The sequence below is a fragment of the Streptomyces sp. XH2 genome (genome assembly GCF_049725035.1).
Classification (GTDB): domain Bacteria; phylum Actinomycetota; class Actinomycetes; order Streptomycetales; family Streptomycetaceae; genus Streptomyces; species Streptomyces roseoverticillatus.
This window is the reverse complement of the sequence record NZ_JBMMMZ010000003.1, coordinates 447,763-464,459: the sequence shown is the minus strand read 5'-3', so window position 1 is coordinate 464,459 and position 16,697 is coordinate 447,763. Positions and strand designations below refer to the sequence as shown.

15 protein-coding genes are annotated in these 16,697 nt (G+C 71.5%); 3 read left to right on the top strand and 12 right to left on the bottom strand.

Annotated elements, in window-relative coordinates; translation table 11 throughout:
* The first annotated feature begins 10 nt into the window (after positions 1-10).
* Positions 11-1,174: an ABC transporter ATP-binding protein gene (locus ACOTKD_RS09165; RefSeq protein ID WP_424888345.1), complete on the top strand. Its 1,164-nt coding sequence runs from the start codon at positions 11-13 to the stop codon at positions 1,172-1,174.
* Positions 1,175-1,581: 407 nt separating this feature from the next.
* Here the strand turns inward: ACOTKD_RS09165 and ACOTKD_RS09160 are convergent, their stop codons facing one another.
* The 6 genes from ACOTKD_RS09160 to ACOTKD_RS09135 all read right to left on the bottom strand — a co-directional run bounded on the left by ACOTKD_RS09160 (position 1,582) and on the right by ACOTKD_RS09135 (position 6,810).
* A complete protein-coding gene (locus ACOTKD_RS09160; protein WP_424888344.1) occupies positions 1,582-2,076 on the bottom strand; it encodes a DUF3180 domain-containing protein in 495 nt (164 codons plus the stop codon).
* Positions 2,077-2,142: 66 nt separating this feature from the next.
* Entirely contained in the window at positions 2,143-2,736 is a 594-nt protein-coding gene (gene folK / locus ACOTKD_RS09155) for a 2-amino-4-hydroxy-6-hydroxymethyldihydropteridine diphosphokinase (RefSeq protein WP_106681264.1), read from the bottom strand.
* Entirely contained in the window at positions 2,733-3,092 is a 360-nt protein-coding gene (gene folB, locus ACOTKD_RS09150; RefSeq protein ID WP_424888343.1) for a dihydroneopterin aldolase, read from the bottom strand. The genes folK and folB overlap by 4 nt, the downstream gene beginning before the upstream one ends.
* Before the next feature lie 313 nt (positions 3,093-3,405).
* Positions 3,406-3,903 (bottom strand): nuclear transport factor 2 family protein, encoded by a 498-nt coding sequence (locus ACOTKD_RS09145; protein ID WP_424888342.1) that lies wholly within the window; start codon positions 3,901-3,903, stop codon positions 3,406-3,408.
* Entirely contained in the window at positions 3,900-4,844 is a 945-nt protein-coding gene (folP, locus tag ACOTKD_RS09140; protein ID WP_424888341.1) for a dihydropteroate synthase, read from the bottom strand. Before folP ends, ACOTKD_RS09145 begins: the two co-directional genes overlap by 4 nt.
* A gap of 112 nt (positions 4,845-4,956) precedes the next feature.
* Positions 4,957-6,810: a phosphatidylglycerol lysyltransferase domain-containing protein gene (locus tag ACOTKD_RS09135; protein WP_424888340.1), complete on the bottom strand. Its 1,854-nt coding sequence runs from the start codon at positions 6,808-6,810 to the stop codon at positions 4,957-4,959.
* A gap of 170 nt (positions 6,811-6,980) precedes the next feature.
* Between ACOTKD_RS09135 and ACOTKD_RS09130 the strand changes: the two genes are divergently transcribed.
* Positions 6,981-8,090, top strand: coding sequence for an alpha/beta hydrolase (locus tag ACOTKD_RS09130; protein WP_424888339.1), 1,110 nt, complete (start codon positions 6,981-6,983; stop codon positions 8,088-8,090).
* 211 nt (positions 8,091-8,301) lie between these two features.
* Here the strand turns inward: ACOTKD_RS09130 and folE are convergent, their stop codons facing one another.
* The 6 genes from folE to dacB form a co-directional block, all read right to left on the bottom strand.
* Positions 8,302-8,907, bottom strand: a complete 606-nt coding sequence (folE, locus tag ACOTKD_RS09125; RefSeq protein ID WP_106681258.1) for a GTP cyclohydrolase I FolE — start codon at positions 8,905-8,907, stop codon at positions 8,302-8,304.
* Between the two features lie 149 nt (positions 8,908-9,056).
* Positions 9,057-11,051 (bottom strand): ATP-dependent zinc metalloprotease FtsH, encoded by a 1,995-nt coding sequence (gene ftsH, locus ACOTKD_RS09120; RefSeq protein ID WP_424888410.1) that lies wholly within the window; start codon positions 11,049-11,051, stop codon positions 9,057-9,059.
* 268 nt (positions 11,052-11,319) lie between these two features.
* On the bottom strand, positions 11,320-11,859 hold the full coding sequence (hpt, locus tag ACOTKD_RS09115) for a hypoxanthine phosphoribosyltransferase (RefSeq protein WP_058047052.1): 540 nt from the start codon (positions 11,857-11,859) through the stop codon (positions 11,320-11,322).
* Between the two features lie 99 nt (positions 11,860-11,958).
* Complete coding sequence (gene tilS / locus ACOTKD_RS09110) at positions 11,959-12,981, bottom strand: tRNA lysidine(34) synthetase TilS (RefSeq protein WP_106681256.1); 1,023 nt, start codon at positions 12,979-12,981, stop codon at positions 11,959-11,961.
* Between the two features lie 189 nt (positions 12,982-13,170).
* Entirely contained in the window at positions 13,171-14,322 is a 1,152-nt protein-coding gene (locus ACOTKD_RS09105) for a zinc-dependent metalloprotease (protein WP_424888338.1), read from the bottom strand.
* Between the two features lie 278 nt (positions 14,323-14,600).
* Positions 14,601-16,091, bottom strand: coding sequence for a D-alanyl-D-alanine carboxypeptidase/D-alanyl-D-alanine endopeptidase (gene dacB / locus ACOTKD_RS09100; protein WP_424888337.1), 1,491 nt, complete (start codon positions 16,089-16,091; stop codon positions 14,601-14,603).
* An 82-nt stretch (positions 16,092-16,173) separates the two neighbouring features.
* Between dacB and ACOTKD_RS09095 the strand changes: the two genes are divergently transcribed.
* Positions 16,174-16,671, top strand: a complete 498-nt coding sequence (locus ACOTKD_RS09095) for an inorganic diphosphatase (RefSeq protein WP_030367366.1) — start codon at positions 16,174-16,176, stop codon at positions 16,669-16,671.
* Positions 16,672-16,697: the final 26 nt, after the last annotated feature.

Here is a 16,697-nt window from a genome sequence, read left to right as displayed (position 1 = left end):
ATGGGGAACCATGATCCGCTTTGAGCACGTCACCAAGCGCTACGCCGACGGCACGACCGCCGTGGACGACCTGTCCTTCGAAGTGGCGGAGGGCGAGCTCATCACGCTCGTGGGGCCCTCGGGCTGCGGCAAGACCACCACGATGAAGATGGTCAACCGGCTCATCGAGCCCACGTCGGGCCGGATCCTCCTCGACGGCGAGGACATCGCCGGTGTCGACCCCGTCGAACTGCGGCGCCGCATCGGCTACGTCATCCAGCAGGTCGGGCTCTTCCCGCACAAGACCGTGCTGGAGAACACGGCGACCGTCCCCCACCTGCTGGGCTGGCAGCGCAAGAAGGCCCGGGACCGGGCCGCCGAGCTCCTCGACCTCGTCGGGCTCGACCCGGCCGTCCACGGCTCCCGCTACCCCCACCAGCTCTCCGGCGGGCAGCGGCAGCGGGTCGGGGTCGCCCGGGCCCTCGCCGCCGACCCGCCCGTCCTGCTCATGGACGAGCCGTTCGGGGCGGTCGACCCCGTGGTGCGGGAGCGGCTCCAGAACGAGTTCCTGCGGCTGCAGTCGCAGGTGCGCAAGACGGTGCTGTTCGTCACGCACGACATGGAGGAAGCCGTGCGGCTCGGCGACCGCATCGCCGTCTACGGGCACGGCCGCATCGAGCAGTTCGACGCGCCCGCCACGGTGCTGGGCGCACCCGCCACGCCGTACGTCGCCGACTTCGTCGGGGCCGACCGGGGTCTCAAGCGGCTCTCCGTCACCCCCATCGAAGAAGGCGACCTCGAACAGCCGCCGGTCGTGCGGCTGGACGACCCGGCCGCCACGGCCGCCGCCGCCCTCGCCGCGGACGGCGCCCGCTGGGCCGTGGTCCTCGGCGACGCCGGGCGGCTGCACGGCTGGGTCTCGGCGGAGGCCCTCGCGAGCGGCGGCACGGTACGGGACCGGGCCCGCCGCATGGACGCGTGGCTCCCCGTCGGCGCCTCCCTCAAGCAGGCCTTCAGCACGATGCTGCAGCACGACGCGGGCTGGATCGCCGTCCTCGACGGCGACGCGACGGACCGTTTCGTCGGCGTCCTGACTCCGGCGAGGCTGCACGAGGCGCTGCGACGCTCGATCGATGCGGATTCGCGGGGCGGGGCCCGCAGTGAGGTGAACCTGGAGAGCATCCCGGGGGCGTAGCCCCGGCGGCGGTGTCCGGCGGTGCCGTACCGGCCTGAGGCGCGCACGGCACCGCCGGGCTCCGCCATCGTGGTCGCGCGCCGCCGCGGCGGATCCAAGGGTGCGGGTGCCCTTTCAACCCCTGGCCGGAGGCCGCGCGGCACCGCCGGGCCGCGCCATCGTGGTTATGCGCCGCCGCGGCGGATCCAAGGGCGCAGGCACCCTTTCACCCCCTGGCCGGAGGCCACAGGGTGCGGGCATCCCTACCCACGGCCGAAGGCCACAGAGGGCGCGGGCGCCCTTTCAATCCCTGGCCGGAGGCCGCACGGCACCGCCGGGCCGCGCCATCGTGGTCGCGCGCCGCCGCGGCGGATCCAAGGGTGCGGAGCCTTGATCTGCTGGGCGCCCCGGTCCGGCGGCCGGTGGCGTCAGCCGCGGACCGTGCCCGTACCGCCCGGGCCGTCGTCCTCGTCCTCCGGGAGTTTGCAGACGCGTTCCAGGAAGAACGCCGCGGCGATCACGGCGATGCCCGCGACGACGGACGCGCCGGCGTAGATCACCTGCTCGCGGCGGGGCTCGACGTCCAGGCCGTCGAGGCCGAGGAAGACGCCGACGCCGCCGTACATGCCGGCGACGAGTGCGGCGACCAGCGCGCTGGCCTGGCCGAAGACGACCGCACGGGCGGCCACCAGCGGATCGACGCCCTTCGCGCCGGGGCGCCGCTCGCGCTGCGCCCGCAGCCGGGCGCGCAGCGAGAGCGCCGTGGCCGCGAGGACGACGGCGATGACCGCCAGCACGATGGGCGCGGCCACCGGCACCCGCGGCAGCGTGCCGACCGAGTCCCACAGCCGGGCGCCCGCCCAGGAGAGGACGCCGGCCACGGCGAACAGCCCGGCCAGCACCCCGATCCGCAGTTGCCTCACCGAGCCGTCGCTCCTCATCTCGATCGCGTTCCCAGGTGGTCCAACGACTACAACCGCCTACAACGATTACTCGGGCAGTCGGAGTTCCAGGTCGACGCGGGGCTGCACGCCCTCCGTGCCGACGGCCGCGAGCAGCTCGACGACCGCGCCCCGGCCCGGGACGACGGCCTCGGGGTCGACGTCGTGCCAGGGGGCGAGGACGAAGGCGCGCTCGTGGGCGCGCGGGTGCGGCAGGGTCAGGACGGGGTCGGCGGAGACGACGTCCTGGTAGGCGACGATGTCGACATCGAGGGTGCGCGGGCCCCACCGCTCGTCCCGGACCCGCTCGAAGGCCTCCTCGATGGCGTGGCCGCGCTCCAGCAGGGAGTCCGGCGGGAGGGTGGTCTTCACGAGGACGACGGCGTTGAAGTACGAGGGCTGGGTGCCGGGCTCGACGCCCCACGGCTCCGTCTCGTAGACGGGGGAGACGGCCTTGACCCGGAGGCCGGGCGTGTCCTCCAGGGCGTCGATCGCGCCCTGCAGGGTCTCCAGGCGGTTGCCGAGGTTGCTGCCCAGGGAGATCACGGCTCGTTTGGGGTTGCTCAGGGTCACGTCCGCCGCGTCCACCTGCTCCACCACGGAGGCGGGCACCGGCTGCACGGTCGGGTCGCTGCTGCTCATACTCGGCTCCGCGTAATAGTGATCGTCACATCATCAAAAGGCACGGTGATGGGGGCGTCCGGCTTGTGGACGGTCACCTCCACCTCGCGCACCGCATCGTGCTTGAGGCAGTCTTGGGCGATTCGCTCGGCCAGGGTCTCGATGAGGTCGACGGGCTCGCCCTGGACGATATTGACCACGTCCTCCGCGACGATGCCGTAGTGCACGGTCTTCGTGAGGTCGTCGGAGGCGGCGGCCGCCCGGGTGTCCAGGCTCAGGACGAGGTCCACGATGAAGGTCTGGCCCTCTTCGCGCTCCCGGGGGAACACGCCGTGGTGCCCACGGGCCTTCAGGCCGCGCAGCGCGACACGATCCACACGAATCACTCCTGCTGGTCGTCGGACGGGGGCACCTGCCGATGCCCGGTACCCACGTCGAATCTACCTGCGAGCACCGACAGCGCTCACACATGGAGGCTAGGGATTTATGCACATATTCACGGATACTTCCGCACGTTCCGGGCTCATTCGGACGCCCGCCCCGCCGGGCCGGTCACGACCTCCGCCGCGCTTACCCGCAGACCCCGTCCCCCACCCCTACCCGGCCGCCGAGCAGCCCGAACGAGTGATGAGGATCCACTGTGCTGACGCCTGGCGGCCCCTCACCGGGCACGGCGCAACGCGAGATACGTCACGCCCCCGGAATGCCGTCCGCCCCGCCGTTCGCACCGTTCGTGCCCTCTTCGTCCTCTTCCTCGTCCCGCCCGGCGAGCACCGGCGAGCCGTGGTGCGACCACACCTTCCACTCCTCGCCGACGCGCCGGAAGGCGTTCGTCGCCACGACCAGCTGGCCGACGAGGGGCCCCAGCTCGCCCTCCTCCTCGGCCGGGCCGCCGCTGAGGATGTTCTCCGTGCAGGTCACGAGGGCCGTGTCACCGGCGACCGCCACCTCGACGTCGGTCAGGAAGAACTGGATGTAGTCCGTACTCGCCATGATCAGCGCATACGAACGGAGCACCTCGCTCCGCCCGCGCAGCACCGGCCACCCCGGGTGGACGCACGACACCTCGGCGTCCGGGTCGTCCAGCCACAGCCGGCCCATCGCGGCCGTGTCGCCGCGCTCCACCGCCTCGTACAGCGCGGTGTTCGCCAGCTCGACCTGCTCGCTGTCCGTACGGGCAGTGCTCACATGCCCCCCTCGGCGCCCGACGCGCCTGCCGCACCCGCCGGCCGAGGCGCCTCCGCGGCCTCGGCGATCTCCTCGGACTCCGCCGCCTCCTGCACCGCCCGCACCACGCGCACCGCGTCCGCGCTGGCCCGCACCTCGTGCACCCGGACGGCCCACGCACCCTCGCGTGCCGCGAGCGCCGAGACCGCGGCCGTCGCGGCGTCCCGCTCCCGGGCCGGCGGCGGTTCGTTCCCGGGGCCGGCGAGCACCCGGCCGAGGAAGCGCTTGCGGGAGGCGGCCACCAGCATCGGCAGCTCCAGCTCCCGGCGCAGCCGCGCCAGGCCGGCGACGAGGGCCAGGTCGTGCTCGGCGTTCTTGGCGAAGCCCAGGCCGGGGTCCACGACGAGCCGGTCCGGGTCGACGCCGCCCTCGATCACGGCGTCCAGCCGCTCCCGGAGCTCGGCGAGGACCTCGCCGACCACGTCCCCGTAGACGGCCCGGCTGTTCATGTCGGCGCTGAAGCCGCGCCAGTGCATCACCACGAAGGGCACCCGGGCCGTGGCCACGACGGGCACCATCGCCGGGTCCGCGAGGCCGCCGCTCACGTCGTTGACCAGCGTCGCCCCGGCCTCCACGGCCGCCTCCGCGACCGAGGCGCGCATGGTGTCCACCGACACCACGGCCCCCTCGGCCACCAGCTCGCGCACGACGGGCACGACCCGGCGCAGCTCCTCGCGCTCGTCGACCCGCGAGGCGCCGGGACGGGTGGACTCGCCGCCCACGTCGACCAGGTCGGCACCGCCCGCGATCAGGTCCAGCCCGCGCTTGACCGCGAGTTCGGTGTCGAACCAGCGCCCGCCGTCGGAGAACGAGTCCGGCGTGACGTTGACGACGCCCATCACCGCACAGCGATTCCACTCCGGCAGACCGACGGGCCCCAGGCGACCGCGCAAGGTACTCATGGGTCCAGCCTAGGGCGTGCCGCAAAGAGGAGTGCCCCCGACCGGAAGCCGGTCGGGGGCACTGCCGCACACGCGTTCAGCGGGATCACCACGGCGCGCTCGCGAGGCGCGCTCACGCCGCGCGGGTCACCTCCGCGGCCGAGACCTGCTCGTCCGCGTCCTCCAGGATGTCCTTCGGCGGGGCGGGGCGGCGGCGCAGCAGGCGCGGCAGCTCCAGGAAGCCCTCCGCCTGCATCATCGCGAAGCCGATGCGGGGCAGGTCGCGGCTGTTCGGGAAGACGATGAAGCGGGGCTCCCAGCGCGGCCGGAACTTCTCGTTGAACTTGTACAGCGACTCGATCTGGAACCAGCGCGAGAGGAAGACCAGCACCGAGCGCTGGATGCGCACGACCGGGCCGGCGCCCAGCTTGCCGCCGCGCTCCAGGGCGGAGCGGAAGAACGCGAAGTTCAGCGACAGGCGCTTGATCTTGAGCTCGGGCGCGGCCTGCAGGAAGGCGACGATCAGGAGCTCGTTCATGCCCGGGTCCGCGCTGCGGTCGCGGCGCATGAGCTCCAGCGAGCTGCCGTCCGGGCCCCACGGCACGTAGTGCTGCATGGCGCGGAGGTCGCCGAACGGGCAGTCCTCGCCCTCCTCCGGGTCCTTGTGGGCGGTGGCGATGATGGCGTCCAGGTCCTTCGGGTCGCCGATGCGGCCCAGGGCCATGGAGAAGCCGCGCTCGTCCTCGGTGTCGCGCCAGGCGTTGGCCGCCTTCTGGACGGCCTCCAGCTCCTCCGGGGAGAGGTCGCCGACGCGGCGCACCTTGGTGCTGTAGCCGTTGCGCTCGATGCGCTTGACCATCTGGCGGACGTTGCGCATGGACCGGCCGGTCAGGGAGAAGTCGGCCACCTCCACGATGGCCTCGTCGCCCATCTCCAGGGCGTCGAGCCCGGTCTCGCGGGTCCACACCTCGCCGCCGGTCTCGCTGCAGCCGGCGACGGCGGGCGTCCAGGAGTGGCGCTTGGCCAGCTCCATGAACTTCTCGATCGCGCCGGGCCAGGCCTCGACGTCACCGATCGGGTCACCGCTCGCGAGCATGACGCCGGAGACGACGCGGTAGGAGACGGCCGCCTTGCCGGAGGGCGAGAAGACCACGCTCTTGTCGCGGCGCAGCGCGAAGTGGCCCAGCGAGTCGCGGGCACCGTGCTTGGCGAGCAGCTCGCGCAGCTTGTCCTCGTCCTCCTCGGTGAGGACGGCGGCCGGGTAGGCCGGCATGAAGGCCAGGTAGGCCGTGGTGGCGACGGTCAGCAGACCGAGGGCGCCCAGGGAGTAGCCGACGGTGTAGTCGACGTGCTCGGTGTAGCGGATCGAGCCCTCGAAGCCGAAGAGGCCCCAGATCACGTGCTCGATCTGCTCGATCACCGGCGGGTCGCCGATCATCTGGTCCGGGTGCGAGCCGACGATCACCCAGCCGAGGCCGAAGCTGAACGCGCCCATCAGCACGAAGTTGGCCGCGACCTTCCAGCGGCTGCGCGGGTCCGGCAGCGCGTAGAAGGAGCTCTTGTGCCACACGAGGTAGATGAAGAGCAGCAGCGACAGGATCGCGCCGATGTAGGAGTGGCGGTAGACGAGCTGGGCGACCGCGCCGACGGGCAGCAGCACCACGGCGGCGAGCCAGGCGCGCTGCTTGGCCCGCTTGAGGCCGTGGGCCAGCATCAGCAGCAGGACGCCGACGATGATCGAACCGGCGGCGGCGAGCTGGGTCACCGAGCCGGGCAGCACCTCGGCGAGGCTGTGGACCTTGCTCCAGCGGAACCGCGGAACCACACCGGCAAGGATGTCGACCAGGCCGATGAGAGCGGCGACCGTTCCCACGACGGCAGGCACGTTCTCGGGCTTGGGCCCTCTGACGATACGCGCAAGCCTCGACAGTCGCTTGGTTCCCTCTGGAACCCCATCGGACTTTTTGCCATCTACCCTGACAGACATCTCTTCCCGTCGTCCTGTCGAGTGGACCTGCGCCATGCGGCGGCAGCGCCCGGACAATGTGCGCCCTGTAGGACGACGGTTTCGGGGTTGAGGTTCCGCGGGGGGCCGAGCCCGGAAAGACGTAACCATTCCGCGACTCGGCGCCGGGTCGCCTCGGCAGAAAGCACCTCATGGGTCTCACCAGCATGGCAGTCCTGATACTTGCCATCGCGGCTGCGATAGTGCTCTTCGCGTTGACCATCTGGCTCTGGCCTCGCCTGGGCAAACGGAGCATCGGCTCCATACTCGGCAGGGTGGGCATGATGCTGGCCACGCAGCTCACCCTGTTCGCAGCGATCGGTCTCTGGGCCAACCAGTCCTTCGGCTTCTACGGCTCCTGGGCCGACCTCTTCGGTCAGGTCAAGGAGGAGGGCGTGGTCGTCGACCACAGCGCCGGCGGCAAGCGGGTGCAGGTCGTGAACACCCAGGCCGTCAAGGTGCCGCGCGGCAACGTCCCGCGCGTCGGCGGAAAGATCGAGAAGATCCAGGTCGCCGGCGTCGAGTCCAAGATCAACGGCCCGGCGTACGTCTACCTGCCGCCGGAGTACTTCCAGCCGGAGTACGCGAACCGCAAGTTTCCCGCCTCCGTCGTCCTGACCGGCTACCCGGGCACCGCCGAGGCGCTCATCAAAGGGCTCGACTACCCCGTCCGCGCACACAAGCTGAGCAAGGACAAGAAGATGCAGCCCACCGTCCTGGTGATGATGCGTCCGTCCATCGTCGGCCAGCGCGACACCGAGTGCATGGACATACCGAACGGCCCGCAGGCCGAGACCTTCTTCACCAAGGACCTGCGCAAGGCCGTCGCCCAGCACTACCGCGTGGGCGACAAGGCCGCGAACTGGGGCATGATCGGCGACTCCACCGGCGGCTACTGCGCGCTGAAGATCGCCATGCGCCACCCGGACGCGTACAGCGCCGCGGCCGCGCTCTCCGGCTACTACAAGGCTCCGCAGGACCCGACGACCGGCTCCCTCTTCGGCGGCAGCAAGCAGCTGGAGAACGAGAACGACCTGCTGTGGCGGCTGAAGAACAAGGAGATGCCGCCCGTCTCGCTGCTGGTGACCACCAGCAAGCAGGGCGAGCACAACTACAAGGACACCCTGAAGTTCATCGACATGATCAAGGCCCCGGCCCGGGTCTCGTCGATCATCCTCGACACGGGCGGTCACAACTTCAACACGTGGCGTCGTGAGCTCAACCCGACGCTGAAGTGGATGGGCAGCCGGCTCTCCGCCTAGCGGCTTGCCGGGTACGTTCCGGTTACGCCCCCGGGCATTCCGCCGAACACCCGCCGTTGCGGCTTCGCGCCGCTGCGGCGGGCATTTTTTTGCGGCAGCAAGCCATCTTGCTGCCGCGTCACCTGCTGTCCGCCGCCGCTGCTGAATCCTTCCGCCGCAACGGCGACCAGCCACGAAGACGCTGCCCGGCGGTGCCGGACCGGCCGCGGCCTCAGCGAGCCATGATCAGGCTCATCGCCTCCGCACGCGTCGCGGGATCCCGCAGCTGACCCCGCACCGCAGACGTCAGCGTCTTCGCGCCCGGCTTGCGGATGCCCCGCATCGACATGCACATGTGCTCGCACTCGATGACCACGACCACGCCCCGCGGCTCCAGGATCTCCATCAGGGAGTCCGCGATCTGCGTGGTGAGCCGCTCCTGGACCTGGGGCCGGCGGGCGAAGACGTCCACGAGGCGGGCGAGCTTCGACAGGCCGGTGATCTTCCCGCTGGTCGACGGGATGTACCCGACGTGCGCCACGCCGTGGAACGGCACCAGATGGTGCTCGCACGTGCTGTAGACCTCGATGTCCCGGACGAGCACCATCTCGTCGTGACCGAGGTCGAACGTCGTGGTCAGCACGTCCTCCGGCTCCTGCCAGAGACCCGCGAATATCTCCTTGTACGCGCGCGCCACCCGTGCCGGCGTCTCCCGCAGGCCCTCCCGGTCCGGGTCCTCTCCCACGGCGAGCAACAGCTCCCGCACCGCGTTCTCGGCGCGCTTCTCGTCGAATGCGCCGACGCTCCGCTCGGCGTCCAGCGTCACCGGGTCGGTCATGGAGTGCCTCGTTCTCTCGTACGTACGTACCAACCGGCACCGCCCGGATAAACGGGATGCCGCGTCCACCAGGCTAAAACCTGGGTGACGCGGCATCCATTCCGGGCCCTGTGGTGCAAGGGCCCATGAGCTTTGCGGAGCGGCTGTGATCAGCTCTCCGGCCGGGTGTCGTCCGGAAGGGCGGACTGCTCGATCGCCTGGCCGCCGTTGCTCGGGGCGAGCTCCTTGGGGGAGAGCACCGGCGGGCGGGTGGAGGGGGTGCGGCGCGAGGAACCGGTCCACGCCGGGCGGGCGGGGCGCCGGACCACGTGCTTGAAGATCTCGGCGATCTCCTCCTTGTTCAGCGTCTCCTTCTCCAGGAGGGCCAGAACCAGGTTGTCGAGGATGTCGCGGTTCTCGACCAGGATCTCCCACGCCTCGTTGTGCGCGGTCTCGATGAGCTTCTTGACCTCTTCGTCGACCAGGGCGGCGACCTCTTCGGAGTAGTCGCGCTGGTGCGACATCTCGCGGCCCAGGAACGGCTCGGAGTTGTCGGAGCCGAACTTGATCGCGCCGAGGCGCTCGGTCATGCCGTACTGCGTGACCATGGCGCGGGCCGTGGCCGTGGCCTTCTCGATGTCGTTGGCGGCACCGGTGGTCGGGTCGTGGAAGACGAGCTCCTCCGCGGCGCGGCCGCCCAGCATGTACGCCAGCTGGTCGAGCATCTCGTTGCGCGTGGTGGAGTACTTGTCCTCGTCGGGCAGGACCATGGTGTAGCCGAGTGCGCGGCCGCGGGACAGGATCGTGATCTTGTGCACCGGGTCGGAGTTCGGGGAAGCCGCCGCGACCAGGGCGTGACCGCCCTCGTGGTACGCGGTGATCTTCTTCTCCTTGTCGCTCATGATCCGGGTCCGCTTCTGCGGGCCGGCCACGACGCGGTCGATCGCCTCGTCCAGCATGTGGTTGTCGATCAGCTTCCGGTCGCTGCGGGCCGTCAGCAGGGCGGCCTCGTTCAGCACGTTGGAGAGATCGGCACCGGTGAAGCCGGGGGTGCGGCGGGCGACGGCCGACAGGTCGACGTCCGGGGCGACCGGCTTGCCCTTCTGGTGGACCTTGAGGATCTCCAGGCGGCCCTGCATGTCCGGGCGGTCGACGGCGATCTGCCGGTCGAAGCGGCCGGGGCGCAGCAGCGCCGGGTCGAGGATGTCGGGCCGGTTGGTGGCGGCGATCAGGATGACGCCGCCCTTCACGTCGAAGCCGTCCATCTCGACGAGGAGCTGGTTCAGGGTCTGCTCGCGCTCGTCGTGACCGCCGCCGAGGCCGGCGCCGCGGTGGCGGCCGACCGCGTCGATCTCGTCGACGAAGACGATGGCCGGGGCGTTGGCCTTGGCCTGCTCGAAGAGGTCACGGACGCGCGAGGCGCCGACACCCACGAACATCTCGACGAAGTCGGAGCCGGAGATCGAGTAGAAGGGCACGCCCGCCTCGCCGGCGACGGCGCGCGCGAGCAGGGTCTTGCCCGTACCGGGCGGGCCGTAGAGCAGCACGCCCTTGGGGATCTTGGCGCCGACGGCCTGGAACTTCGCCGGCTCCTGCAGGAACTCCTTGATCTCGTGGAGCTCCTCGACGGCCTCGTCGGCGCCGGCGACGTCGGCGAAGGTCGTCTTGGGGGTGTCCTTGGTGATCAGCTTGGCCTTGGACTTCCCGAAGTTCATGACCCGGGAGCCGCCGCCCTGCATCTGGTTCATCAGGAACAGGAAGACCACGACGATGAGGACGAACGGCAGCAACGACAGCAGAACGCCGATGAACGGGTTCTGCTTGGACGTCGAGACGTTGTACCCCTCCGGGATCATGTTCTTCTCGGCGTTGGCCTGCAGGGACTTGGCGATGTCAACGCCCTGCTCGCCGATGTAGTTCGCCTGGATCTTGCTGGAGCCCTTGACCTTCTGGCCGTCCTTGAGCTCAACCTTGATCTTGTTCTCGTCACCGGTCGTCAGCTCGGCCGATTTCACCAGGTCCTTGTTGATCGCGTTGACGACCTGGCTGGTGTCCACCGACTTGTAGCCGCCGCCGGAGCCGACGACCTGCATCAACACGACCACGGCGAGGACGGCCAGCACGATCCACATGACCGGCCCACGGAAGTAGCGCTTCACGTCCATCCATACGGGGCGCAAGCGCCCCGTCCCTCCTGCCACAGTGAGGCACGGCCAGCCCCTCGACGGGGTGCCTGTGCGTACGGTGTCCTGCTCGACCTTGAAAGCTTGACTTGAAAGTCTGAAAAAGACTGACCTTCGGACGGTACCCCAGCATTGTCTCCCGACGCCGCTGCAGACGGTCAACCAACCCGCCTTACCCTGCTCCAACGGCGGGAACCGTCATTCGGTTCCCGCGTGCCGGGTGGGGTGGGCCGCACCGAGGGCCCGGAGCTCAGCCGCCGTAGACGTGCGGCGCGAGCGTGCCCACGAAGGGCAGGTTGCGGTACTTCTCGGCGAAGTCGAGACCATAGCCGACGACGAACTCGTTGGGGATGTCGAAGCCGACCCACTTGACGTCGATCGCGACCTTGGCCGCCTCCGGCTTGCGCAGGAGGGTGACGACGTTGAGCGAGGCGGGCTCGCGCGAGCCGAGGTTCGACAGCAGCCACGAAAGGGTCAGGCCGGAGTCGATGATGTCCTCGACGATCAGGACGTCCTTGCCCTTGATGTCGGTGTCGAGGTCCTTGAGGATGCGGACCACGCCGGAGGACTGGGTGCCCGCTCCGTACGAGGACACGGCCATCCAGTCCATCGTGACGGGGTTGGAGAGGGCGCGCGCCAGGTCGGCCATCACCATCACGGCGCCCTTGAGGACACCGACGATCAGCAGGTCCTTGCCCGCGTACTCCGCGTCGATCTTCGCCGCCAGCTCAGCCAGCTTCGCGTCGATCTCTTCCTTGGTGATGAGCACCGACTTGAGGTCGGTGCCCATGTCCTTGTCGTCCACCCGCGCCACTCTCGCTTGTCTACGGATCGTCCGGCATTTCCGCGGCGAGCTGAGGCCCGTTCGTGACGTTCGTGCCCGTTCGAATCAGCCCTGCCGGAGGACCAGTCTGCCACCCTGCCTGCGGACCGCGACCCGCCCGGGCAGATTGATGGCTCCCTGGCCGCGCCATCCGGTGATCAGCCGGTCGACTTCCTCGATGTGCCGGGCGAAGAGCGAACCGGCCGGTGAACCCGCCGAGATGACCGCCCGGCGCAGCACGCGGCGGCGGACCGCGGGCGGCAGGGCGTAGAGCTTGGCGGTCTCCAGGGCGCCGCTGTCGTCCCGGACGGAGGGCTCCACGGCGGCGGCCCAGTCGTCCAGCGCGTCGGCGTCGTCCCGGGAGAGCTGGGCCGTGCGGGCGAGGGCCTCGATGACGCCCTTGCCGAGGGCCTTCTCCAGGACGGGGAGGGCTTCGTGGCGGACCCGGGAGCGGGTGTAGGCCGGGTCGGCGTTGTGCGGGTCGTCCCAGACGGGGAGGGACTGGACCATGCAGGCCTTGCGCGCGGTCTGCCGGTCGAGGCCGAGGAAGGGCCGGCGGTAGCGGCCGCCGACGCCGGAGGTCACGGCCATGCCGGCGAGGGAGCGGGTGCCGGAGCCGCGGGCGAGCCCGAGGAGGACCGTCTCCGCCTGGTCGTCCCGGGTGTGGCCGAGGAGGACGGCCGCGGCGCCGTGCCGCTCGGCGGCGGCGTCGAGGGCGGCGTAGCGCGCGTCGCGGGCGGCGGCCTCGGGTCCGCCGTCCCGGCCGACGTTGACGGTCAGCGCCTCGACGGGGTCGAGGTCGAAGGCGGCGAGGCGGCTCGCCACCTCCGCGGCGCGCAGGTCGGAGCCGTGCTGGAGGCCGTGGTCGACGGTGACTCCGCCGGCCCGGATGCCCAGCCGGGGCGCCTCGAAGGCCAGCGCGGAGGCGAGCGCCATGGAGTCCGCGCCGCCGGAGCAGGCGACGAGGACCAGCGGCTTGTGGCCTGCGGGGGCGGGGGGGACGGATGAGGGTGTGGTGGGGGTGAGGACGTCGTGAAGTACGCGGCGGACCGCCAGGCGTATCGCGGCGACCGCGGGATGTGGACCCATGTCCGTGTGTCCAATCGTTCCATATGGAGATCGTTCGGAGCTGCGCGAGCTTCGAAGCCTCAGTCACGCTGTGTGCGTCGATGGTGACAGAAGCGAGCCATTACCCGAGCATCGCACGCCCACCCCTGGCTCACGGTCCCTCGGACGGGTGATTACGGAGGCGTTCTACCCGGAGGTGGAGCTTCCGGTTCACGGCTCTGTGCGACGGTGCACCCTTGCGACCCAGTCCGCCGGTTTGGCGATCTCCGCCTTGGTGGGCAGGGTGTTCGGGGATGTCCACACCCTGTTGAAACCGTCCATGCCGACCTCGCCGACCACGGCCCGCACGAAGCGCTCACCATCACGGTACTGGCGCAGCTTCGCGTCCAGCCCCAGCAGCCTCCGCAGCGCCGCGTCCAGCCGGCCCGCGCCCTTCGCCCGGCGCTGCTGGAACTTCTCCCGGATCTCCGCCACCGACGGCACGACCTGCGGCCCCACGCCGTCCATCACGTAGTCCGCGTGGCCCTCCAGCAACGACATCACCGCCGTCAGCCGGCCCAGGATCTCCCGCTGCGCGGGCGTCTGCACCAGATCCACGATGCTGCGCCCGCCCTCGTCCGCGCCGTCCTCCTCCGGAGGACGGCCACCCGCCAGCGACTGCGCCGCCTCCCGGATCCGCTCCAGCAGGGTGGCCGGGTCGACGTCCGTCTCCGCCAGGAACGCCTGGATCTCGCCCTCGACGTGGTCGCGCAGCCAGGGCACGGCCGTGAACTGCGTCCGGTGCGTCTCCTCGTGCAGGCACACCCACAGCCGGAAGTCGTGCGGGTTGACGTCCAGCTCGCGCTCGACGTGGACGATGTTCGGCGCCACCAGCAGCAGCCGGCCGCCGCCCGCCGCCGAGCCGGGCAGGTCCCTGCTCGGCGGGGCGAACGTCTCGTACTGGCCGAGGACCCGGGAGGCCAGGAACGACAGCAGCATCCCCAGCTCCACGCCGGTCACCTTGCCGCCGACCGCGCCGAACACCGCCCCGCCGGGGACGTTCGCGCGGCGGTCCTGCATCTTCTCCAGCAGCGGGCCGAGGATCGCGCGGAACCCGGCCACGTTCGCCTTGATCCACCCCGCCCTGTCCACGACGAGGACCGGGGTGTCGCTCCCCGCGCCCCCGTCCTTGCCGGCGCCGCCGGGCCACATCCGGGTGAACTCCCTGACGTGCTCCTCCGACGTCGCCGCATGCCGCCGCAGCTCCGCGACGACCGCCCGCGCCTCCTCCCGGCTGACCTCCGGCCCGGGCCGTACGAACCGGGTCGCGGTCGCCACCGCGAGCTTCCAGTCGACCATCTCCGCACCACCGATGCTCGTCATGGCTTCACCGTACGTGGGCCGCTCCGCGGGGGGTAGCGAAGTGTCTCCGGCGGGGAGCGGGGCCCGCGACGGGCGGGGAGCGGGACCCGGGGCGGGCGGGGAGCGGGACCCGGGGCGGGCGGGCGTTCCGCCGGACCCTCGCGGGGGTGCACCGCCGTCGCGGCGGAGGATTTCCGAGAGGCCCCGCCTCTCGAAACCACCGCAGCGGCGCTCAGCCACCGCGGCGCGGATCGGCGGTGCCGGACCGGCCCCGGCCGCTGCCCGGTCGCCGCCGAGCGCTAGCGACAGCCGCAACCCGCGACCGCCGTCGCGAGGCGGTCCAGCGCCTCCTGCGCGCTCGGCCCCGAGGCGGCCTCCATCGTCATGAAGGCGAAGGACAGCAACCGCCCGTCCGCGTCCACGACCGTGCCGGAGAGCGTGTTCACCCCCGTGAGCGTGCCGGTCTTGGCGCGGACGAGGCCGCGGCCGGCGCCGCCCGCGTCCGCCCCGTACCGCCCGCTGAGCGTCCCGCTGAAGCCCGCGACGGGCAGCCCCGTCAGGACGGGCCGCAGCTCCGGCCGGGCCGGATCCGCCGCCCGGGCGAGGAGCCCGGCCAGGAACGCCGCCGAGACGTGGTCCGCGCGGTCCAGCCCGCTGCCGTCGGCGATCCGGGCCCCCGACAGCGGCAGGCCGAGCTGCTCCAGGCGCGCGGTCACCGCCCTGGCCGCGCCCTCGAAGTCGGCGGGCTGCCCGGACGCCAGCGCGGTCTGCCGGGCCAGCGCCTCGGCGATGTCGTTGTCGCTGTTGGTGAGCGTGCGCTCGACGAGCGCGGACAGCGGTGGCGAGGACACCGAGGCGAGACGTTCCGCCTTGGTGCCCGCCCGCCCCGCGGCCGGGTCGCCGTCGACGTCCACGCCCGCGTCGTGCAGCATCCCGGCGAATTTCCGCGCCGCATCCCCGGCCGGGTCCGTGGCGCGGTCGGCGGGACCGTGGTCGGAGTCGTCCAGCCGGCCCTCGTCCACCATGAGGGCGCTGACCGGCGCGATGTTCTCGTTGGGCCCGATGGGGTGAAGGGCGGGCCCGGAGTAGCGGGAGGCGTCGTAGGCGACCTTCACGCGGCCCTTGCCGCGCTCCTTGAGACCGCGGGCGGTCGCGTCGGCCAGCTCCTTCAGGCTCGCGGCGGCCGGCGCGCCCTCCTTCGCGGGGCGGGCCGTCAGCGTCGGGTCTCCCCCGCCGACCAGCACGACGGTGTCACCTTCGGCGACGGCGGTGGTCTCGATCCGGTGATCCGGGCCCAGCGCGGCGAGCGCCGCCGCGGCCGTGGCCGTCTTGATCGTGGAGGCGGGGGTGTACGGCGTGTCCTGGTCGGCCCCGTAGAGCTGCGCTCCCGTGGCGACGTCCACGACGGCCGCCGACGTCCGCGCGCCCAGCGCCCCGTCCTTCAGCAGGCCCTCCAGCGCCCCCGCGAGGCCGTCCCGGGCCGGGAGGGGCGCCGTGGCCCGCCCGCCGAGGCCGGCGAGCACGGGCGGCGCGGCGGGGCGTACGGGGCCGCCGCGCCCGTCGCGGTCCGTCTCCGGGCCGGCGGCGGCCCGGGCGCGCTCGGCCTTGCGCTGACCGCCCTCCCAGGGACCGGCCGCGCCCACGGCACCCGCCGCCACGACGCATCCGGCCAGCGCGGACACCGCGACGAAGCGGACGGTCCGCGCCCGCGGCGAGCCGCCGCGCAGCGACGGCGGCAGCTGCGGCCGGAGCTGCAGCCGCGGCCGCCACGACCTGGTCTCCGACTCCACGACCAGCCCCTTTCGCCAGCACACACCCACGTGAGAGACACTTAATCACCAGACGTATGTGTTGATCATGGAGGAGCCACCCGTGGAGTTCGACGTCACCATCGAGATCCCGAAGGGTTCGCGGAACAAGTACGAGGTGGACCACGAGACCGGTCGCATCCGCCTGGACCGCCGTCTCTTCACCTCGACCAGCTACCCGGCGGACTACGGCTTCGTCGAGAACACCCTCGGTGAGGACGGCGACCCGCTGGACGCCCTCGTCATCCTGGACGAGCCGACCTTCCCGGGCTGCCTCATCAAGTGCCGCGCCATCGGCATGTTCCGCATGACCGACGAGGCCGGCGGCGACGACAAGCTGCTGTGCGTCCCGGCGAACGACCCGCGCATGGAGCACCTGCGCGACATCCACCACGTGTCGGAGTTCGACCGCCTGGAGATCCAGCACTTCTTCGAGGTCTACAAGGACCTGGAGCCGGGCAAGTCGGTCGAGGGTGCGGACTGGGTCGGCCGCGCGGAGGCCGAGGCGGAGATCGAGGCCTCGTACAAGCGCCTGGAGGCCGCGGGCGGCGCCCACCACTGAGCCTGCGGCTCGCTTGCGCGGGGCCG